This window comes from Variovorax sp. LjRoot84, assembly GCF_964254305.1.
Classification (GTDB): domain Bacteria; phylum Pseudomonadota; class Gammaproteobacteria; order Burkholderiales; family Burkholderiaceae_C; genus Variovorax.
The window spans coordinates 3,340,584-3,356,790 of the sequence record NZ_CAXUTE020000001.1; the positions used below are offsets into that span (position 1 = coordinate 3,340,584).

General features: G+C 66.0%; 13 protein-coding genes and 1 pseudogene. 10 read left to right on the forward strand and 4 right to left on the reverse strand.

All coding sequences use genetic code 11. The annotated features are described in order from the left end of the window. Positions 1-29: 29 nt before the first annotated feature. Genes ACSQ9I_RS16730 through ACSQ9I_RS16740 form a run of 3 tightly spaced genes read right to left on the reverse strand, consistent with a single transcriptional unit; the run spans position 30 to position 2,914 of the window. A complete protein-coding gene (locus tag ACSQ9I_RS16730) occupies positions 30-818 on the reverse strand; it encodes an enoyl-CoA hydratase/isomerase family protein (protein WP_436313814.1) in 789 nt (262 codons plus the stop codon). 9 nt (positions 819-827) lie between these two features. Then, positions 828-2,063, reverse strand: a complete 1,236-nt coding sequence (locus tag ACSQ9I_RS16735; protein ID WP_436313815.1) for an acyl-CoA dehydrogenase family protein — start codon at positions 2,061-2,063, stop codon at positions 828-830. Between the two features lie 35 nt (positions 2,064-2,098). Further along, positions 2,099-2,914 carry an enoyl-CoA hydratase/isomerase family protein gene (locus tag ACSQ9I_RS16740; RefSeq protein ID WP_436313816.1) on the reverse strand — a complete coding sequence of 272 codons (816 nt, stop codon included), beginning with the start codon at positions 2,912-2,914 and terminating at the stop codon, positions 2,099-2,101. Positions 2,915-3,223: 309 nt separating this feature from the next. Between ACSQ9I_RS16740 and ACSQ9I_RS16745 the strand changes: the two genes are divergently transcribed. The 9 genes and pseudogenes from ACSQ9I_RS16745 (at position 3,224) to ACSQ9I_RS16785 (ending at position 13,643) form a co-directional block, all read left to right on the forward strand. After that, entirely contained in the window at positions 3,224-4,003 is a 780-nt protein-coding gene (locus tag ACSQ9I_RS16745) for an SDR family oxidoreductase (RefSeq protein ID WP_436313817.1), read from the forward strand. 107 nt (positions 4,004-4,110) lie between these two features. Next, positions 4,111-5,547, forward strand: coding sequence for an NAD-dependent succinate-semialdehyde dehydrogenase (locus tag ACSQ9I_RS16750; RefSeq protein ID WP_436313818.1), 1,437 nt, complete (start codon positions 4,111-4,113; stop codon positions 5,545-5,547). Between the two features lie 59 nt (positions 5,548-5,606). Next, positions 5,607-6,923: pseudogene (locus ACSQ9I_RS16755) on the forward strand (3-hydroxyacyl-CoA dehydrogenase); the annotation flags it as partial. Between the two features lie 189 nt (positions 6,924-7,112). After that, a complete protein-coding gene (gene pcaF, locus ACSQ9I_RS16760; protein ID WP_436315764.1) occupies positions 7,113-8,318 on the forward strand; it encodes a 3-oxoadipyl-CoA thiolase in 1,206 nt (401 codons plus the stop codon). Between the two features lie 62 nt (positions 8,319-8,380). After that, positions 8,381-9,511, forward strand: coding sequence for a Re/Si-specific NAD(P)(+) transhydrogenase subunit alpha (locus ACSQ9I_RS16765; RefSeq protein WP_436313819.1), 1,131 nt, complete (start codon positions 8,381-8,383; stop codon positions 9,509-9,511). Positions 9,512-9,530: 19 nt separating this feature from the next. Further along, positions 9,531-9,860 carry an NAD(P) transhydrogenase subunit alpha gene (locus tag ACSQ9I_RS16770; protein ID WP_436290139.1) on the forward strand — a complete coding sequence of 110 codons (330 nt, stop codon included), beginning with the start codon at positions 9,531-9,533 and terminating at the stop codon, positions 9,858-9,860. Then, positions 9,857-11,344 carry an NAD(P)(+) transhydrogenase (Re/Si-specific) subunit beta gene (locus ACSQ9I_RS16775; RefSeq protein WP_436313820.1) on the forward strand — a complete coding sequence of 496 codons (1,488 nt, stop codon included), beginning with the start codon at positions 9,857-9,859 and terminating at the stop codon, positions 11,342-11,344. Before ACSQ9I_RS16770 ends, ACSQ9I_RS16775 begins: the two co-directional genes overlap by 4 nt. A gap of 59 nt (positions 11,345-11,403) precedes the next feature. Then, entirely contained in the window at positions 11,404-11,958 is a 555-nt protein-coding gene (locus ACSQ9I_RS16780) for a carboxymuconolactone decarboxylase family protein (RefSeq protein ID WP_436313821.1), read from the forward strand. Positions 11,959-12,368: 410 nt separating this feature from the next. After that, positions 12,369-13,643, forward strand: a complete 1,275-nt coding sequence (locus ACSQ9I_RS16785; RefSeq protein ID WP_436315765.1) for a porin — start codon at positions 12,369-12,371, stop codon at positions 13,641-13,643. Positions 13,644-13,875: 232 nt separating this feature from the next. Here ACSQ9I_RS16785 and ACSQ9I_RS16790 read toward each other — a convergent pair whose 3' ends face one another. Continuing rightward, the gene (locus tag ACSQ9I_RS16790) at positions 13,876-14,853 is read right to left on the reverse strand and encodes a Bug family tripartite tricarboxylate transporter substrate binding protein (protein WP_436313822.1); all 978 of its coding nucleotides are present in this window, start codon (positions 14,851-14,853) and stop codon (positions 13,876-13,878) included. Between the two features lie 342 nt (positions 14,854-15,195). Here ACSQ9I_RS16790 and ACSQ9I_RS16795 point away from each other — a divergent pair, with 342 nt between their 5' ends. Beyond that, positions 15,196-16,179 carry a Bug family tripartite tricarboxylate transporter substrate binding protein gene (locus tag ACSQ9I_RS16795; RefSeq protein ID WP_436313823.1) on the forward strand — a complete coding sequence of 328 codons (984 nt, stop codon included), beginning with the start codon at positions 15,196-15,198 and terminating at the stop codon, positions 16,177-16,179. Positions 16,180-16,207 lie beyond the last annotated feature (28 nt).

The window sequence follows — 16,207 nt, forward strand, 5'->3', positions numbered from 1 at the left end:
TGTGTGAGCCACCTTCAGGCAGGTTGTCCTCATTGGCCCTTGAATCGGGGTGTGCGCTTTTCCTTGAAGGCTGCCAGCGCTTCCTGGTGGTCTTCGCTGGTGCGGACGATTGGCATGCTGGAGGCCACGATGTCCAGCGCCGTTCCCAGGTCCTTGTCCAAGCCCAGGCGCACTACTCGCTTGATGGTCTGCACCGCCAGCGGCGCGCCGTCTGCCACCTTGCGCGCAAAGGCATAAGTGCCATCCATCAGTTCGGTGTCCGGAAAGACCTTGTTGACCAGGCCGATGCGCTCGGCCTCGGGGGCTTCCACCCAGTCGCAGCTCCAGAACAGCTCCAGCGCCTTGGCCGTGCCGACGATGCGCGGCAGCAGCCAGGCGCCGCCGGCACCGGGGATCAAGCCCATCTTGGCGTAGGTTTCGGCGAAGCGCGCGCTCTCGGCAGCGAAGCGAATGTCGCAGGCCAGCGCGATATCCAGGCCGCCGCCCGTGGCGAATCCGTTCAGCGCCGCGATCACCGGCTTGTCGATCTCCGCCAGCTTGCGCGGCAGCCGCTGGATACCTTCGACCAGGTGCCTGCGGATGCCGGCCGCAGTCTGCTTCGCGCTGGCGCTGAAGCCTTCCACGTCGCCGCCGGTGGTGAAGGCGCGGCCGGTGCCCGTCATCACGATGACGCGCACCTCGGGGTTGGTGCGGGCGTCTTCCAGCGACAGCAGCCACTTCTCCAGCATCTCGCCGGTGAAGGCGTTGAGCTTCTCCGGCCGGTTGAGCGTGATCGTGGCGACGCCATCGGCAATGTCGTACTTGAGCAGGTCGGACATGGCGCCTCCTCAGCGTTGCTTGGCCGGGTCGTCCTTGCGGATGTCGCGCAGCCCTGTCTTGCCGTGGTGTCGGTCGGCGACCTTGTAGCCGAGCGCGTCCTCGGCAATCATGATCTTCTGCACGTTGGCCGAGCCCTCGCCGGTGAAAAACATGTCGGAATAGGCGCGGTAGTACGACACCGGGTACTCCTCGGCCAGGCCGTAGCCGCCGAAGATCTGCACGGCCTTGTCGGCGCACATCTTGGCCGTCTGCGAGGCGTGGTACTTGGCGATGGCGGCGAAGCGGTTGTGCGGCATGCTGTTGTCCATCAGCATGGCGGCCTTGTAGACCAGCGCGCGGCTGGCCTCGATCGCCACCGCCATTTCGGCGATGTCGGCCTGGATCATCTGGAAGCGACCGATCGGCTGACCGCGCAGTTCGCGCTCGTTGGCGTAACGTACGGCTTCCTCGAAGCAGCGGCGTGCCACGCCCAGGGCCTTGGCCGCGACGCCGACACGGCCGGGTTGCAGCGTGCGCATGATGATCTTGAAGCCCTCGCCTTCCTCGCCCAGGCGGTCTTCCACCGGCACCACGAAGTCGTCCAGGAAGACGACGTTGGTCCGCATGGACTTGGACAGACCCAGGCACTCAATCGGCGTCGCCTTCCACCCGGGGTGCTTCTTGGGATGCACGATGAAGGCAGTCACGCCCTTGGCGCCGGCGTTGCGGTCGGTCTTGGCCAGCAGCACGCCAACGTCGGTCTCGTTGGCCATCGAGGCCCACATCTTCTGTCCGGTGATGCGGTAGACGTCCCCATCGCGCTTGGCGAAGGTCTTCATGTTGCCCTCGGCGTCGGAGCCGCCACCTGACTCGGTGAGCGACATCATGCCGATGGTCTTGCCCGCGACCAGGTCGGGCACGTACTTCTCGATCTGCTCCGGCGTGCCGCCGAAGTAGATGGCGCTCGGACAGGTGGAGCCTTGCTGGTTGTTGCAGGAGGAAAAGCGCACGTCGTTGCGCACCATCTCTTCCTGGATCACGGCCGCCGCCAGATAGCCCATGTTGCTGCCGCCCACGGCCTCGGGGAATACGGCCCCGTAGAGGCCCGCCTCGCCGGCCTTGCGCACCAGCTCGCGCGGGAACTCGCGACGCTTCTCGTAGCCGTCCATCACCGGCTTGATCTCGGTCTCCATGAAGCGGTTGACCATGTCGCGAACTGCCTCGATCTCCGGAGACAACTCGGGAAACATTGCCGATACGTCCATCACATCTCTCCTTGTGTTCTTTAGCTTGCGCCCGTTCAGGTGAACTTGGCGTTGTGAGGGGCCGCCCCGGCAGCGGCCGCAAAATCCGGCTCGCGCTTGCCGACGATAGCGGCCACGCCTTCACGGAATTCGGGGCTGGACATGGCCAGCACCGCGCCCAGGCCCTCGAAGGCGAACATGTCCTGCAGCGAGGTCTCGAAGCTGCGCGCCATCAGGTTCTTCGCCAGTCCCATCACCTCGGATGGGCCCTCGGCCAGGCGTTTCGCTTCGGCCAGGCCGGCGGCCTCCAGCTGGTCGTCGGGCACGACCTTGGCCACCAAGCCGAGCTCCAGCGCTTCCTGCGGCAGGATGGTCCCGTTGCTGAAGATGAAGTTCTTGGCCCGGGCCATGCCGATCAACCTGGGCAGGCAGTACATCACGCCCACGTCGGGAATCGTGCCGACGCGAAAGAATCCGGCCACGAACTTCGCGCTCTCGGCCGCGATCACCACGTCGCCGGTCAGCGCCAGCCCCATGCCGCCGCCCACCGCCGGGCCGCGCACGCCCACCACCACCGGCTTGGCCAGTGTGATCAACGGAATGAGCCAGCTCTTGAGGTTGCTGAAGCGCCGGTGCACGGGCCACGGGTCGACCTGGGTCTGCAGCATCTTGAAGTCGCCGCCGGAGCAGAACGTCGGGCCCTCGCCGGTCAGGTACATCGCGCGTATGGAGGGATCGCCGTCGGCCTGCACCACCGCTTCGCCCAGTTGCCGGCGCAGCTCCGTGGTCAGGCTATTGCGGTTCTCGGGGCTGTCCAATCGCACCACTAGCACGGGGCCTTCCTTGACCGTCTTGACCAACTGGTTGCTCATTTTTGGATCCTTCGCGCCGCGTTCCGTTGCAGCGATGGACGTCTACTGCAATCCACATGCCACGCGGATTTCCGGCGCGATGACGGGCAAACACGTCTTACGGCCCGGATTTCTGTCCTCTTCGAAAACACGCCGTGTTCGTAAAAGACACTTCGGGCAGCGTGGCCTCGGGTGCGGCTCCCTGCCAGCCGGTCGAGGCGGAGCAACGAGCCGCAGGGTACAGCAGCGCCAACGCCCAGGGACACGGTGTGCTGGCACATGGATTGCGGTAAGGCAGGCAGTGGAACAGTCACACACGGAGAAAACTGCATGTTCACCAACGACACGCTCAAAGGCCGCACCGCCCTGATCACTGGCGGCGGTAGCGGCATCGGGCTGGAGATCGCCACCGCTTATGCGCGCCTCGGTGCGGCCGTGATGCTGGTCGGCCGTAATGAGGACCGCGTCCAGTCCGCCGCGGAGGCGCTAAGCCGCGAAGGCGGCAAGGCCGCTGCCGCCAAATGCGACGTGCGCAACTACGACGAGGTGAAGGCTGCTGTCGAGGCCACAGTGCAACGCTTCGGCTCGCTCGACATCCTGGTCAACAACGCCGCCGGGAACTTCGTCTGCCCCAGCGCCGAGCTGTCGCCGAATGGCTTCCGGACCGTCATCGACATCGATCTGAATGGCACGTTCTACGGCTGTCATGCCGCGTACCCGCATTTGAAGGCTTCGAAGCACGGCGGCTCCATCATCAGCATCATCACGATGCTGGGGGTCAGCGGCTGGCCAGGCGCCGTGCACGCTGCGTCGGCCAAAGGCGGCATCCTTTCTCTGTCGCGCACCCTCGCGGTCGAATGGGGCAGTGACGGCATCCGCGTCAACACCATCTCCCCTGGGCCGATCGGCGATACCGAAGGGGTGAAGCGGATGTACATCGAGTCAGGCAAGGGTGACCTGGAAGCGAAGAAGACGGCGCTCGGTCGCTTCGGCGCGAAGGCGGACATCGCCAACGCCGCGGTCTACCTGGCGTCGGACCTGGCCGGCTACATCACCGGCGACAACCTGATCGTCGACGGTGGCCGCTGGCTCAAGTACGTGGCGGACTGAGCGCTGCCACATCCTCGCCGCTCGTCAGCGATGTCCTCGTCAACGCCGGCGGACTGTGGCCGCCGCGGACATGGGCGCCTGGCTGCGGCATGCGAAGAAAGACACCCATGACTTATCCCCGGATCGGCCTGTTCATCGACGGCCGCTGGATCCATGACCGGCCGCCCTGCCATGACGTGCGCAATCCCAGCGACGAGAGCTTGCTGGGCCCGGTGCCGGGCGCCAGCCTCCAGGACCTGGAGAACGCCCTGCAGGCTGCGCAGAAGGGTTTCCTGGTCTGGCGCGACACGCCGCCCCAGGAACGCGCCCAGCTGCTGCAGCGCGCCGCCGCGCTGCTGAAGGAGCGCCAGGAGGAGATCGGCCGCATCATCACCCTGGAACAGGGCAAGCCCTTCGGCGACGGCCGTGCCGAGGTTGACAGGGCCATCACATTTCTCGAGTGGGACGCGGCGGAATGCCTGCGCAGCTATGGCACCGTGATCCCCTCGGGTCCGCAGCAGCAGCGCATGGTGCTGCGCCAGCCGGTCGGCCCCGTTGCGGCGTTTACGCCCTGGAACGTGCCACTCAGTTCGCCGGCCCGCAAGGTCAGCGCAGCGCTGGCTGCGGGCTGCTCGGTAGTCCTCAAGGCCGCAGAGGAGACGCCCGGCACCGCGTGCGCCTTCGTGCAGTGCTTCGCCGACGCCGGCCTGCCGCACGGCGTGCTGAACCTCGTGTTCGGCGAGCCGGCGAAGATCTCGGCCACGCTGATAGCCTCGCCCGTCATTCGCATGATCACCCTGACGGGTTCGGTGCAGGTCGGCAAGCAGCTGGCGCAGTTGGCCGGTGCGGCGATGAAGCCGACTCTGCTGGAGCTGGGCGGCCACGCGCCGGTGCTGATCGGCGAAGGCGTGGACGGCGCCAAGGTGGGCCGCATGGCGGCGGCCGCCAAGATGCGGATGGCCGGCCAGATTTGCGCCTCGCCAACGCGCTTCATCGCCCACCGGAGCGTTTACGAGGATTTTGTGGCGGGCTTCGCGGAAGCGGCAGGCGCATTGCTGGTCGGCGATGGCTTTGCACCCGGCGTGCAGATGGGCCCGGTGGCCAACGGCCGGCGACTGGCGGCGATCCAGGCCCTCGTCGAGGATGCCAGGGCCCGAGGCGCCCGCGTCGCAACGGGCGGCCAGCGCATCGGCGAGCGCGGCTACTTCTACGCACCCACCGTGCTGGCCGACGTGCCGCTCGCGGCCGATGCCATGACGACCGAGCCCTTCGGCCCGCTTGGCCTGTGCGTGCCAGTCGCGAGCCTGAACGAAGGCCTGGAGCTGGCCAATGCCCTGTCGGTGGGCCTGTCGGCGTACGCCTTCACCAATTCGCTGCACGACGCCGAGCGCATCAGCCGCGAACTTGAATGCGGCGTGCTGAGCCTCAACAGCTTCGCCACCCCGGGCGCCGACGCGACCTTCGGCGGCGTCAAGGAAAGCGGCATTGGGCGCGAGGGTGGCGCCGAGAGCCTCGATGCCTACCTTGTCAGCAAGACGGTGCTGCAGAGCACCACACGGATCTGAAACGGAGCAAAGCGGTGGGCCAGGAAATTCGTAAAGTGGGGATCATCGGCGCCGGTGCCATGGGGCGCGGCATCGCGCAGGTGTGCGCAGCGGCGGGCTGCGATGTGCGGCTCTTCGACATGGCCGCAACGGCAGTGGCTTGTGCGCGCGATGCAGTGCGCGATGATCTCGCGCAGGGCGTGGCCAAGGGCCGGCTAGCGCAGGAGGACGCCGACGCGACACTCGCGCGCATCCAGGCGGCCACCGAGCTGGCTCAGTTGGGTGGCTGCGCCCTCGTGGTCGAGGCGATCGTGGAGCAGCTCGAGCCCAAGCAGCAGCTGTTCCGCAGCCTCGAGGCGATCGTCTCGCCGGAATGCATCCTCGCGACCAACACCTCGTCGCTCAGCGTCACGGCCATCGCCGCAGCCTGCGCGCAGCCGCAGCGCGTCGCCGGCTGGCACTTTTTCAATCCGGTACCACGCATGCGGCTCGTGGAAGTCGTGCAGGCACCTCGCACCGCCATCCGCGTTGTCGAGTCGCTGGTTGCGCTGTCGAAACGGGTCGGCCACCGGGCGGTGGTGACGTCCGACTCGCCGGGCTTCGTCGTCAACCACGCCGGGCGCGCCTTCGTGACCGAAGGCCTCAAGCTGCTGGCCGAAGGTGCGGCCGAGCACCCGGTGCTTGACGCGATCCTGCGCAACTGCGCGGGCTTCCGCATGGGTCCGTTCGAACTGCTGGACCTGACCGGCCTGGACGTCTCGGTGCCGGTGATGGAATCCATCCACGCTCAGTACTACGGTGACGACCGGTATCGGCCGGTGGCGCTGGCGCGCACACGCATGGTCGCGGGGCTTCTGGGTCGCAAGAGCAAGGAAGGCTTCTACCGGTACGGTGACGGCGCGGCACAGGGACAGGCAGCCCAGCCGGCAGCCGCAGGCGATTCGGACGGAGCCGTCGTTTGGTGGCCGACGGAAGGTGCCGGCGCACTGCCGGTGGAAATTGCCGCGCTGCTGCCGTCGGCCCGCAGCTGCCCTGACCCTCGCCTAGCCGATGTGATCCTGCTTGCGCCCCTGGGCCGCGATCTTTCCTCCACCATCGCGAACATGGCGATCGACGCAACCAAGGCGGTGGCGATTGATCCTGTCTTCAGTGGCCGGACCGGCGTCACGCTGATGACCTCGCCGGCGACCGGCGCAGCGGCCGTTCAGGCCGCCGAGCAACTGTTTGCAGCCGAAGGGATCGTCTCCTTCGTGATTGCGGACTCCCCCGGCTACGTCGCACCGCGCGTCATGGCTTGCATCGTCAATCTCGCGTGCGAGATGGCGCAACAGGGGATTGCTTCGCCGTCCGACCTCGATGCCGCGGTGCGGTTGGGGCTGGGATACCCGTCCGGCCCGTTCGAATGGGGTGACCGCATCGGTACAAAACGCATCCTCGCGATTCTCCAAGTGGCCTCTACGAAACCTTCGGTGACCAGCGCTACCGGCCCTCGCCCTGGCTGGTACGACGCGCCGGACTCTCGCTGCCGCTGTCCGCCCCGGACCGAGCGGCCTGATCCTCACCGCCCTCCTTCCAATCTTCGATCCATGACCAATCAAGCCTTCATTTGCGACGCCGTTCGCACCCCCTTCGGCCGCTACGGCGGCGCTCTCTCCAGCGTGCGCGCGGACGATCTCGGCGCCGTGCCGCTCCGCGCCCTGATGGAACGCAACAAGGACGTCGACTGGCAGGCCGTCAGCGACGTGCTGTATGGCTGCGCCAACCAGGCCGGCGAGGACAACCGCAACGTCGCGCGCATGTCGGCGCTGCTCGCGGGCCTGCCGAAGGAGCTCGGCGGCGCGACCATCAACCGCCTGTGCGGCTCGGGGCTGGACGCCGTGGGCAGCGCCGCGCGCGCCATCAAGGCCGGCGAGGCCGGGCTAATGATCGCCGGCGGCGTGGAGAGCATGAGCCGCGCGCCCTTCGTGATGCCCAAGGCCGAGAGCGCCTTCAGCCGCGCCAATGCGGTCTACGACACCACCATCGGCTGGCGCTTCGTCAACAAGCTCATGAAGGCGCAGTACGGCGTCGACTCGATGCCCGAGACGGCCGAGAACGTGGCGACCGACTACAAGATCGAGCGCGAAGCGCAGGACCGCATGGCGCTGGCCTCGCAGCAGCGCGCGGTGGCGGCGCAGAAGTCGGGCTTCTTCGATGCCGAGATCGTGCCGGTCAGCGTGCCGCAGAAGAAGGGCGACGCGATCGTGGTCGACAAGGACGAGCATCCGCGCGACACCAGCCTGGAGGCGCTGGCCAAGCTCAAGGGCGTGGTGCGGCCCGACGGCACGGTGACCGCCGGCAATGCCAGCGGCGTGAACGACGGCGCGGCGGCCCTGCTGCTGGCTGACGAGGCGCATACGGCCAAGTACGGCCTCACGCCGCGCGCCCGCGTGGTCGGCATGGCCACGGCCGGCGTGCCGCCGCGCGTGATGGGCATCGGGCCGGCGCCGGCCACCGAGAAGGTGCTGAAGCTCACCGGTCTCACGCTCGACCAGATCGACGTCATCGAGCTCAACGAGGCCTTCGCCGCGCAGGGCCTGGCGGTGCTGCGCCTGCTGGGCCTGAAGGACGACGACGCGCGCGTCAACATCAACGGCGGCGCGATCGCGCTCGGCCATCCGCTGGGCGCCAGCGGTGCGCGGCTTGCCACCACCGCGGTGAACCAGCTGCACAAGCAGGGCGGCCGCTACGCACTGTGCACGATGTGCATCGGCGTGGGACAGGGCATCGCTGTCATCCTGGAACGTGTGTAGTCGCGCAGAGCGCGCGCAACTCCCGACAACAACCACAACGCTCCTCGAGGGGGCTGAACATCATGCAAATTGGCGTACCCGCCGAAACGATCGCGGGTGAAACCCGAGTGGCCGTCACCGCGGAGACGGCCAAGAAGCTTGTTGCACAGGGTCACACCGTGCGCATCCAGAGCGGCGCCGGCGTTGCAGCCAGCCTCACCGATGCGGCCTTCCAGGCTGCCGGCGCCGAGATCACCGATCGCAACGGCGCCTTCGGCACCGACATCGTGCTTAAGGTGCGCGCGCCCGATGATGCCGAGGCGGCGCTCATGAAGCCCGCCACCGTCGTCGTGGGCATGCTCAACCCCTTCGATGCCGCTGGCCTGCAAAGGCTTGCGACGGCGGGCCTCACCGGCTTCGCACTCGAAGCCGCCCCGCGCACCACCCGGGCCCAGAGCATGGACGTGCTCTCCAGCCAGGCCAACATCGCCGGCTACAAGGCCATCATGATCGCGGCCGACAAGTACCAGCGCTTCTTTCCGATGCTGATGACGGCCGCCGGCACCGTGAAGGCGGCGCGCGTCGTGATCCTCGGCGTCGGCGTGGCCGGCCTGCAGGCCATCGCCACCGCCAAGCGTTTGGGTGCCGTCATCGAGGCGAGCGACGTGCGCCCCTCGGTGAAGGAGCAAGTCGAATCGCTGGGCGCCAAGTTCATCGACGTCTCCTACGACACCGAGGAAGAGAAGGAAGCGGCGCAGGGTGTGGGCGGCTACGCCAAGCCCATGCCCCAGAGCTGGCTCGATCGGCAGAAGGTCGAAGTCGCCAAGCGCGTGGCCGCGGCCGACGTCGTGATCAGTACCGCGCTGATCCCGGGACGCGCGGCGCCGACGCTGATCACCGAAGACATGGTCAAGTCGATGAAGCCGGGCTCGGTCATCGTCGACATCGCTGCCGGCAAGGGCCCCGACGGCGTGGGCGGCAACTGCCCGCTGTCCGAGGCCGACAAGACGGTGGTCAAGCACGGCGTAACCATCGTCGGCGAGACCAACCTCGCGGCGTTGGTCGCGGCCGACGCCTCCTCCCTCTACGCGCGCAACGTGCTCGACTTCCTCAAGCTCATCCTGAACAAGGAAGGCGCGCTCCACATCGACCTCGAAGACGACATCGTGGCCGCCTGCCTGATGAGCAAAGACGGCCAAGTGACCCGGAAGTGAGAGAGAAGGAAAAAAGACCATGGATCCCGTTTCGCACACCGTCATCAATCTGATCATCTTCGTGCTGGCCATCTACGTTGGCTACCACGTGGTCTGGACCGTCACGCCCGCGCTGCACACGCCGCTGATGGCCGTCACCAATGCCATCTCTGCGATCGTCATCGTCGGCGCCATGCTGGCGGCGGCGCTCACCGAAAGCGGCCTGGGCAAGACCATGGGCGTGCTGGCCGTGGCGCTGGCCGCGGTCAACGTCTTCGGCGGCTTCCTCGTCACCCGGAGAATGCTCGAGATGTTCAAGAAGAAAGAGAAGAAGCAAGCGCCCGCGGCCGACAAGGGGAATGCAGCATGAGCATGAACGTCGTCACGCTGCTGTACCTGATCGCCTCGGTCTGCTTCATCCAGTCCTTGAAGGGCCTGAGCCACCCCACCACCTCCATCCGCGGCAACATCTTCGGCATGGCCGGCATGGCCATCGCCATCCTGACCACCGCCGCGCTCATCGTGCAGCTCTCCGGCGGCAAGGCGCTCGGCATGGCCTGGGTGCTCCTGGGCCTGGTGGTCGGCGGCGGCTACGGCGCCTGGCGCGCCAAGACCGTCGAGATGACCCAGATGCCTGAGCTGGTGGCCTTCTTCCACAGCATGATCGGTATGGCAGCGGTCTTCATCGCGGTGGCCGCGGTGGTCGAGCCCTGGGCCTTCGGCATCACGCCGCCGCCGGTGCCGGCGGTGGTCGGCAGCAGCACGCCCGCGGGCACGGTGCTCATCGACGGCTTCGCGCGCTTCGCCATCCCGGCGGGCAACCGGCTGGAGCTCTTCCTCGGCGCGGCCATCGGCGCCATCACGTTCAGCGGCTCCGTCATCGCCTTCGGCAAACTCTCGGGCAAGTACAAGTTCCGCCTGTTCCAGGGTGCGCCCGTGCAATTCAAGGGCCAGCACATGCTGAACCTGGCGCTCGGCTTGCTGACCATCGGCCTCGGCCTGGTGTACATGGCCACCGAGAGCTGGACCGCCTTCTTCCTGATGCTGCTCCTGTCCTTCGTGATGGGCGTGCTGATCATCATCCCGATCGGCGGCGCCGACATGCCGGTGGTGGTCTCGATGCTCAACAGCTACTCGGGCTGGGCCGCGGCCGGCATCGGCTTCAGCTTGAACAACGCGATGCTGATCGTCGCCGGCTCGCTGGTGGGCTCCTCGGGTGCGATCCTGAGCTACATCATGTGCAAGGCGATGAACCGCTCGTTCTTCAACGTGATCCTGGGCGGCTTCGGCGGCGAGGCGGCGGCCGCGATAGGCGGCGCCAAGGAGCAGCGCCCGGTCAAGAGCGGCAGCGCCGACGACGCGGCCTACATGCTCTCGAATGCCGAGACCGTGATCATCGTGCCGGGCTACGGCCTGGCGGTGGCCCGGGCCCAGCATGCGGTCAACGAACTGGCCGAGAAGCTCACCCACAAGGGCGTGACGGTGAAGTACGCGATCCACCCGGTGGCCGGCCGCATGCCCGGCCACATGAACGTGCTCCTGGCCGAGGCCGAAGTGCCCTACGACCAGGTGTTCGAGATGGAAGACATCAACGGCGAGTTCGCGCAGGCCGACGTGGCGATCATCCTGGGGGCCAACGACGTGGTGAACCCTGCTGCGCTCACCAAGGGCACGCCGATCTACGGCATGCCGATCCTGGAGGCCTACAAGGCCAAGACGGTGATCGTGAACAAGCGCTCGATGGCCGCGGGTTATGCCGGTCTGGACAACGAGCTGTTCTACATGGATAAGACCATGATGGTCTTCGGCGATGCCAAGAAGGTGGTCGAGGACATGGGCAAGGCGATCGAGTAGGGCGATCAGTCCGCTCATCCTGCTGCGCCACGGCACCTACCTTCCTGCGGAGGTTTCCCATGCCCTTTCTCCCCTCGCTCCCCGCCGACGCTGGCCCGCCGAACGTCTTCATGCAATACCCGGAGATCTACGGTCCCTGGTCCACCATGAGCCAGGCCATGATGAACGGCCCTTCACCCCTGAGCCAGGGCGAGCGCGAACTGGTGCTCGCCTATGCGGCAGCGGTGGCGGGCTGCGACTTCGTGGGCGTGGCGCACGCTGAAGTGGCCTACGCATGGGGCATCCAGAACGGATTGGTGGAGCAGTTGGTCGCCGACTTTGACGCGGCGCCGGTGGAGCCTCGCTTGAGGACGCTTCTCGGCTTCGTGCGCAAGCTGGCCGTGACACCCGCTCAGGTCTCCCAAGCCGATGCCGATGAAGTGTTCCAGGCGGGCTGGGATGAACATGCGCTGCACGACGCCATCGCCGTCACCGCGCGTGCCGCCTTCATGCAACGGCTGGTGCAAGGCTGCGGCTTCGTGCCGCTGTCACGCGAGCTCGCCGCCAAGCACGCGAAAAAGCGCGTGGAACGCGGCTATGTCAACCTCTATCCAGCATTCCGGGATCAGAAGTAGGCGATCGAGCGCGCACCAGCACCGCCACCTGCGGCTCCCTGGCACTTGCGAAGCGTGATCGCACCGTTCAGTGTGTCCATCAGCGGCACCTGTACGCAAGCGGGACACACGCGCCTTCATTGAAGACACGACAACGGAATTGCGAGGGCATTCACAGGCGAATTGCGCGCCGGACGGCTGGCATCGCCCTTGCTCCTTCTGCCGCTGTCGCTTCATTCAGTAGAAGCAGGACGGCCAACAGCCGGAGCGAGGGAAAAACGCACATGCGCTGCCGAGACAAGCGCCGCATGCGCAACAGCGACAGCTTCCCATAAGGAGGTTGACCCAGGGGTCCGATGGAGCAACGAATGCCCGTCGCGGTGAGCTCATTCCGTCGGAGCCCGATGTTTAACCTTTGGAGAAAACTTGCAATGAAGAAAACTCTCGTGGCCCTGGCCACCCTGGCCGTGGCCGGCGCTGCCTCGGCCCAGTCGTCCGTCGTGATGTTCGGCGTGGTCGATACTTCCATCAGCGGATTTTCGAACCGTGCCGAAGACCTCAATGGCCCCACGCTTCTGAATCCGACCTACCTGAACCGTGGCAGCGTCAAGACAAGCCGCACGGAACTGCGCAACTCGGCGTACAACTCCAGCCGTTTTGGCTTTCGAGGCACTGAAGACCTTGGTGGCGGGCTGGCAGCGAGCTTTTGGCTCGAAGCGCCGATCACGAACGACGATGGCCAGCAAGGCCTTTCGACCTTCGCGCGTCGTTCAACCGTCAGTCTTTCGGGCGGTTTCGGTGAGCTTCGCCTGGGTCGCGACTACACCCCTTCGTTCTGGAACGAAACCGTGTTCGATCCATTCGGGACCAATGGCGCCGGTACCAACCTGATCCACACCGTGATCAACGGCTCTTTTGCAGCATTCGGCCCGACCATCACGCCCGTTCCCGGAATCACGAACGTCACAGGAAACAGCTCAGTTCGCAACAGCAACAGCATTGGGTATTTTCTGCCTCGCAATCTTGGCGGCTTCTATGGCCAGGCGATGTACGCGCTGCACGAGAACACAAAGTACGACCCTGGCACCGCTACACCGCCCGGTATTTCCGCAGCCGGCCTCTTGAATCCAGGCACCGTGGCCACGACGCGCGCCGGCCGCTACTTCGGCGGCCGCTTCGGCTACCAGAATGGACCGTTGGATGTCGCGGTTGCCTACGGCAACACCACGACTGGCGACAGCTTCTACGCGGGGACCACCAGCTACTTGAAGGTCGCAACCCTGGGCGCCTCGTACGACTTCGGGCCCGTCAAGCTTTTCGGCGAAGTCGCCCGCGCCAAGCGCGAGACCGAATACGACATTACGCCGCTTCCCGGGGGAACGCCCGATGTCGACCTGGACGGCTACCTGGTCGGCGCCACAGTTCCCGTGGGGCCTGGCTTGATCCGCGTGGCCTACTCGCACGTCAAGTACGACTTCAATCTGCCGCTGTCGTTCGCTGGCGATCCGAAGGCCAACAAGTTTGCCCTCGGCTACGTGCACAACCTGTCGAAGCGCACGGCCCTGTATGCCACGGTTGCACGCGTGCGCAACAAGAACGGTGCAAGCCTGACCGCGGGTGGCCCGGCCTTCTTCAACACGCCGGCCGGCGTCTTCACTCCGAAGACCTCGACGGGATACGACTTGGGTATCCGTCACGCGTTCTGATCTGGAGCTGGCGTCGCCGGCTTGGGTGCAGACACAAGCCTTCTGACGTGAATGGAATCGCGGACGCGGTCCGCCTGCGAGGCAGGCGGCTCGATGTCCGCGAAAGTACAAGCGTGTCAGGCATTCGCGAGCAACGATCGAACAGCCAGGTTCGAAAGTCAGGTCGCCCCCTTGGAGAACTTTTCCAAGGCCGCCGACACATTGCGCGGGCACATGCCCTGCACGGACAAGCTCAGTCCGCCTTGATCCCGGCAGCCTTGATCACCCGCCCCCATTTTTCCCGTTCCACACGTTGCAGGACCGCCAGGCGCTCGGGCGGCCCGCCGACCGGCATGGCGCCCAGTTCCTTGAGGCGCTTCGCGACCGAGGGGCGCTTGAGCGCAGCGTCCACCTCTGCCGAGAGGCGAGCGACGATCTCCGGTGACGTGGCCGCAGGCGCGTACAAGGCCGCCCACGACGAAGCCTCGAAGTCTTTGAGGTTCAGGGCCTCGGCGACGGTCGGCACTTCGGGGTACTCCGGCAGCCGCTCGCGCGTCGTGGTCGCAAGCATGCGCACCTTGCCGGACTTCAGGTGCGGCAGCGTGCTTACCAGGGTGTTGAACATCAGGTGCACCTGCCCCGCCACCACGTCCGCCGTCGCAGGAGCCTCCCCCTTGTAGGGAATATGTGTCATCACGGTGCCGGTGCGATGCTTGAAGTACTCCGCCACCAGGTGCGAGGAGCCCCCATTGCCAGCCGAGGCGAAGTTGACCTGTCCCGGGTGCGCCTTCACATGCGCGACCAGTTCCTGCACGCTTCGCAGGGGGAGCAACTGCGTGTTTGCCATGATGACGATGGGCACCGTCATCAGCAGCGAGACGGGCGTGAAGTCGCGGTTCGGGTCGTATGGCATCCGGTCGTGCAGCAGCGGGTTGATAGCAATGGCTCCGGTGCTCGCCATCAGCAAGGTGTATCCATCCGCAGGCGCCTTGGCCACCTCCGCGCCACCGATGAATCCGTGCGCCCCGGCCTTGTTTTCGATGATGACCGCTGTCTGCAGCGATTCGCCCAGCGCCTGACCGATCACCCGGGCAGCTACGTCAGTCTGCCCGCCAGCCGGAAACGGAACGACGATGCGGATGGTCTTGGCAGGCCAGTTGGTCTGCGCCGTGGCCAGGCCGCCGATAAGCGCGAAGACGCAGGCGAGGATCGTGCGTTGCACAGCGTTCATGGGATGTCGATACCTCTTGACTGGTTGCTCATTGCACCTCCGCATGCTCAGGGCTGTCTCATTCGAAGTTCATCACTTGCATCGAATGCGACATCCGTTGCAAGTGCGATGCCAGAGAGGCTCCTGTGCAGTCCCCTCGGTGCACGCAAGCCCACCTCTTCTCCCGCGCGCGCTGCCCGCGATGTGCGCCCACCGACCACTCTGTCCTTGGCAAAAGCAGGCGATGTGCATGGCCCGTACACCAGGGTGTGCCTACGTGCTTCCATGGCCTCGACGGCGCGGGCACAGGCTTTGCAGAGGCTCCATATCGCGAAGCACCCATCCAGAAGAGCGGAGACCTTGATGATCGAATTGAAGCGCATTGCGCGTACCTTGGCGGCTGTCGTCGCAGCCACCTGCCTTGTGGGCAGCGTCACAGCGCAGACGGCCACCTATCCGTCGCGCCCCATCAAGCTGATCGTTCCCTTCGCTGCGGGCGGCTCCAGCGACATCCTTGGACGCGTATTTGCAGAAAAGGTCGGGGCGGAATTGGGTCAGTCCATGGTCGTCGACAACCGAGCCGGAGGGAACACCGTAATAGGCACTCAGGCCGCGGCCAGCGCGCGGGCGGACGGATACACCATCCTGCAGGTGACTCCCAACGCCGTCATCGTGGGCAGTCTGCAGCGAAGCGTCCCGTACGACCTGGGGCGCGATTTCGCACCCGTTATTGGTGTCGGATCAGTGCCGTTGCTTTTGGCAGTGCCGGCCAGCTCAACCATCCGGTCCATTCCCGATCTCGTGACGTTCGCAAAGGCCATGTCCGGTGGGCTCAGCTATGCGTCGGGCGGGATGGGGTCGCTCGGGCACCTCGCCCCCGTGCGTCTGCTGCGTGACCTGAAGATCCAAGGCACCCACGTCCCCTACCGAGGTGTAGCGCCGGCCATTCAGGATGTGGCCGCCAACCGGGTTCATCTGATGTTCGTGTCCAGCCTCGAGGGGATGCAGATGGTGAAGACTGGCGGCATTCGGGTCCTTGCCGTGACATCGGAGCAGCGGCTGCCGGGCCTTCCCGACGTACCGACGATGGCGGAACTTGGTTTCGCGGACTTCTACCCGGCCGTGTGGTACGGATTCATGGTGCCCGCCAAGACGCCGGCGGATGTTCGGGACCGCCTGCATCAGGCGTTCACCAAGGGCGCAGCCGATCCTGGCGTCCGCGAGCAACTCGTCAAGCTTGGGCTAACCGTGAAGCTCCGCAACGGACCTGAGTTCGCTCAGTTCATCCGCGAAGAAGACGCGCGGTGGAGCCGCGTCGTCAAGGAGAACGGCATCACCATGGAATGAGGCAAGCGCCCGCCCGTTTGTTTACACA

Bases quoted from the DNA above. Each gene is read 5' to 3' on its own strand.
- ACSQ9I_RS16730 (WP_436313814.1), bottom strand. From the start codon at position 818: ATGTCCGACCTGCTCAAGTACGACATTGCCGATGGCGTCGCCACGATC.
- ACSQ9I_RS16735 (WP_436313815.1), bottom strand. From the start codon at position 2,063: ATGGACGTATCGGCAATGTTTCCCGAGTTGTCTCCGGAGATCGAGGCA.
- ACSQ9I_RS16740 (WP_436313816.1), bottom strand. From the start codon at position 2,914: ATGAGCAACCAGTTGGTCAAGACGGTCAAGGAAGGCCCCGTGCTAGTG.
- ACSQ9I_RS16745 (WP_436313817.1), top strand. From the start codon at position 3,224: ATGTTCACCAACGACACGCTCAAAGGCCGCACCGCCCTGATCACTGGC.
- ACSQ9I_RS16750 (WP_436313818.1), top strand. From the start codon at position 4,111: ATGACTTATCCCCGGATCGGCCTGTTCATCGACGGCCGCTGGATCCAT.
- pcaF (WP_436315764.1), top strand. From the start codon at position 7,113: ATGACCAATCAAGCCTTCATTTGCGACGCCGTTCGCACCCCCTTCGGC.
- ACSQ9I_RS16765 (WP_436313819.1), top strand. From the start codon at position 8,381: ATGCAAATTGGCGTACCCGCCGAAACGATCGCGGGTGAAACCCGAGTG.
- ACSQ9I_RS16770 (WP_436290139.1), top strand. From the start codon at position 9,531: ATGGATCCCGTTTCGCACACCGTCATCAATCTGATCATCTTCGTGCTG.
- ACSQ9I_RS16775 (WP_436313820.1), top strand. From the start codon at position 9,857: ATGAGCATGAACGTCGTCACGCTGCTGTACCTGATCGCCTCGGTCTGC.
- ACSQ9I_RS16780 (WP_436313821.1), top strand. From the start codon at position 11,404: ATGCCCTTTCTCCCCTCGCTCCCCGCCGACGCTGGCCCGCCGAACGTC.
- ACSQ9I_RS16785 (WP_436315765.1), top strand. From the start codon at position 12,369: ATGAAGAAAACTCTCGTGGCCCTGGCCACCCTGGCCGTGGCCGGCGCT.
- ACSQ9I_RS16790 (WP_436313822.1), bottom strand. From the start codon at position 14,853: ATGAACGCTGTGCAACGCACGATCCTCGCCTGCGTCTTCGCGCTTATC.
- ACSQ9I_RS16795 (WP_436313823.1), top strand. From the start codon at position 15,196: ATGATCGAATTGAAGCGCATTGCGCGTACCTTGGCGGCTGTCGTCGCA.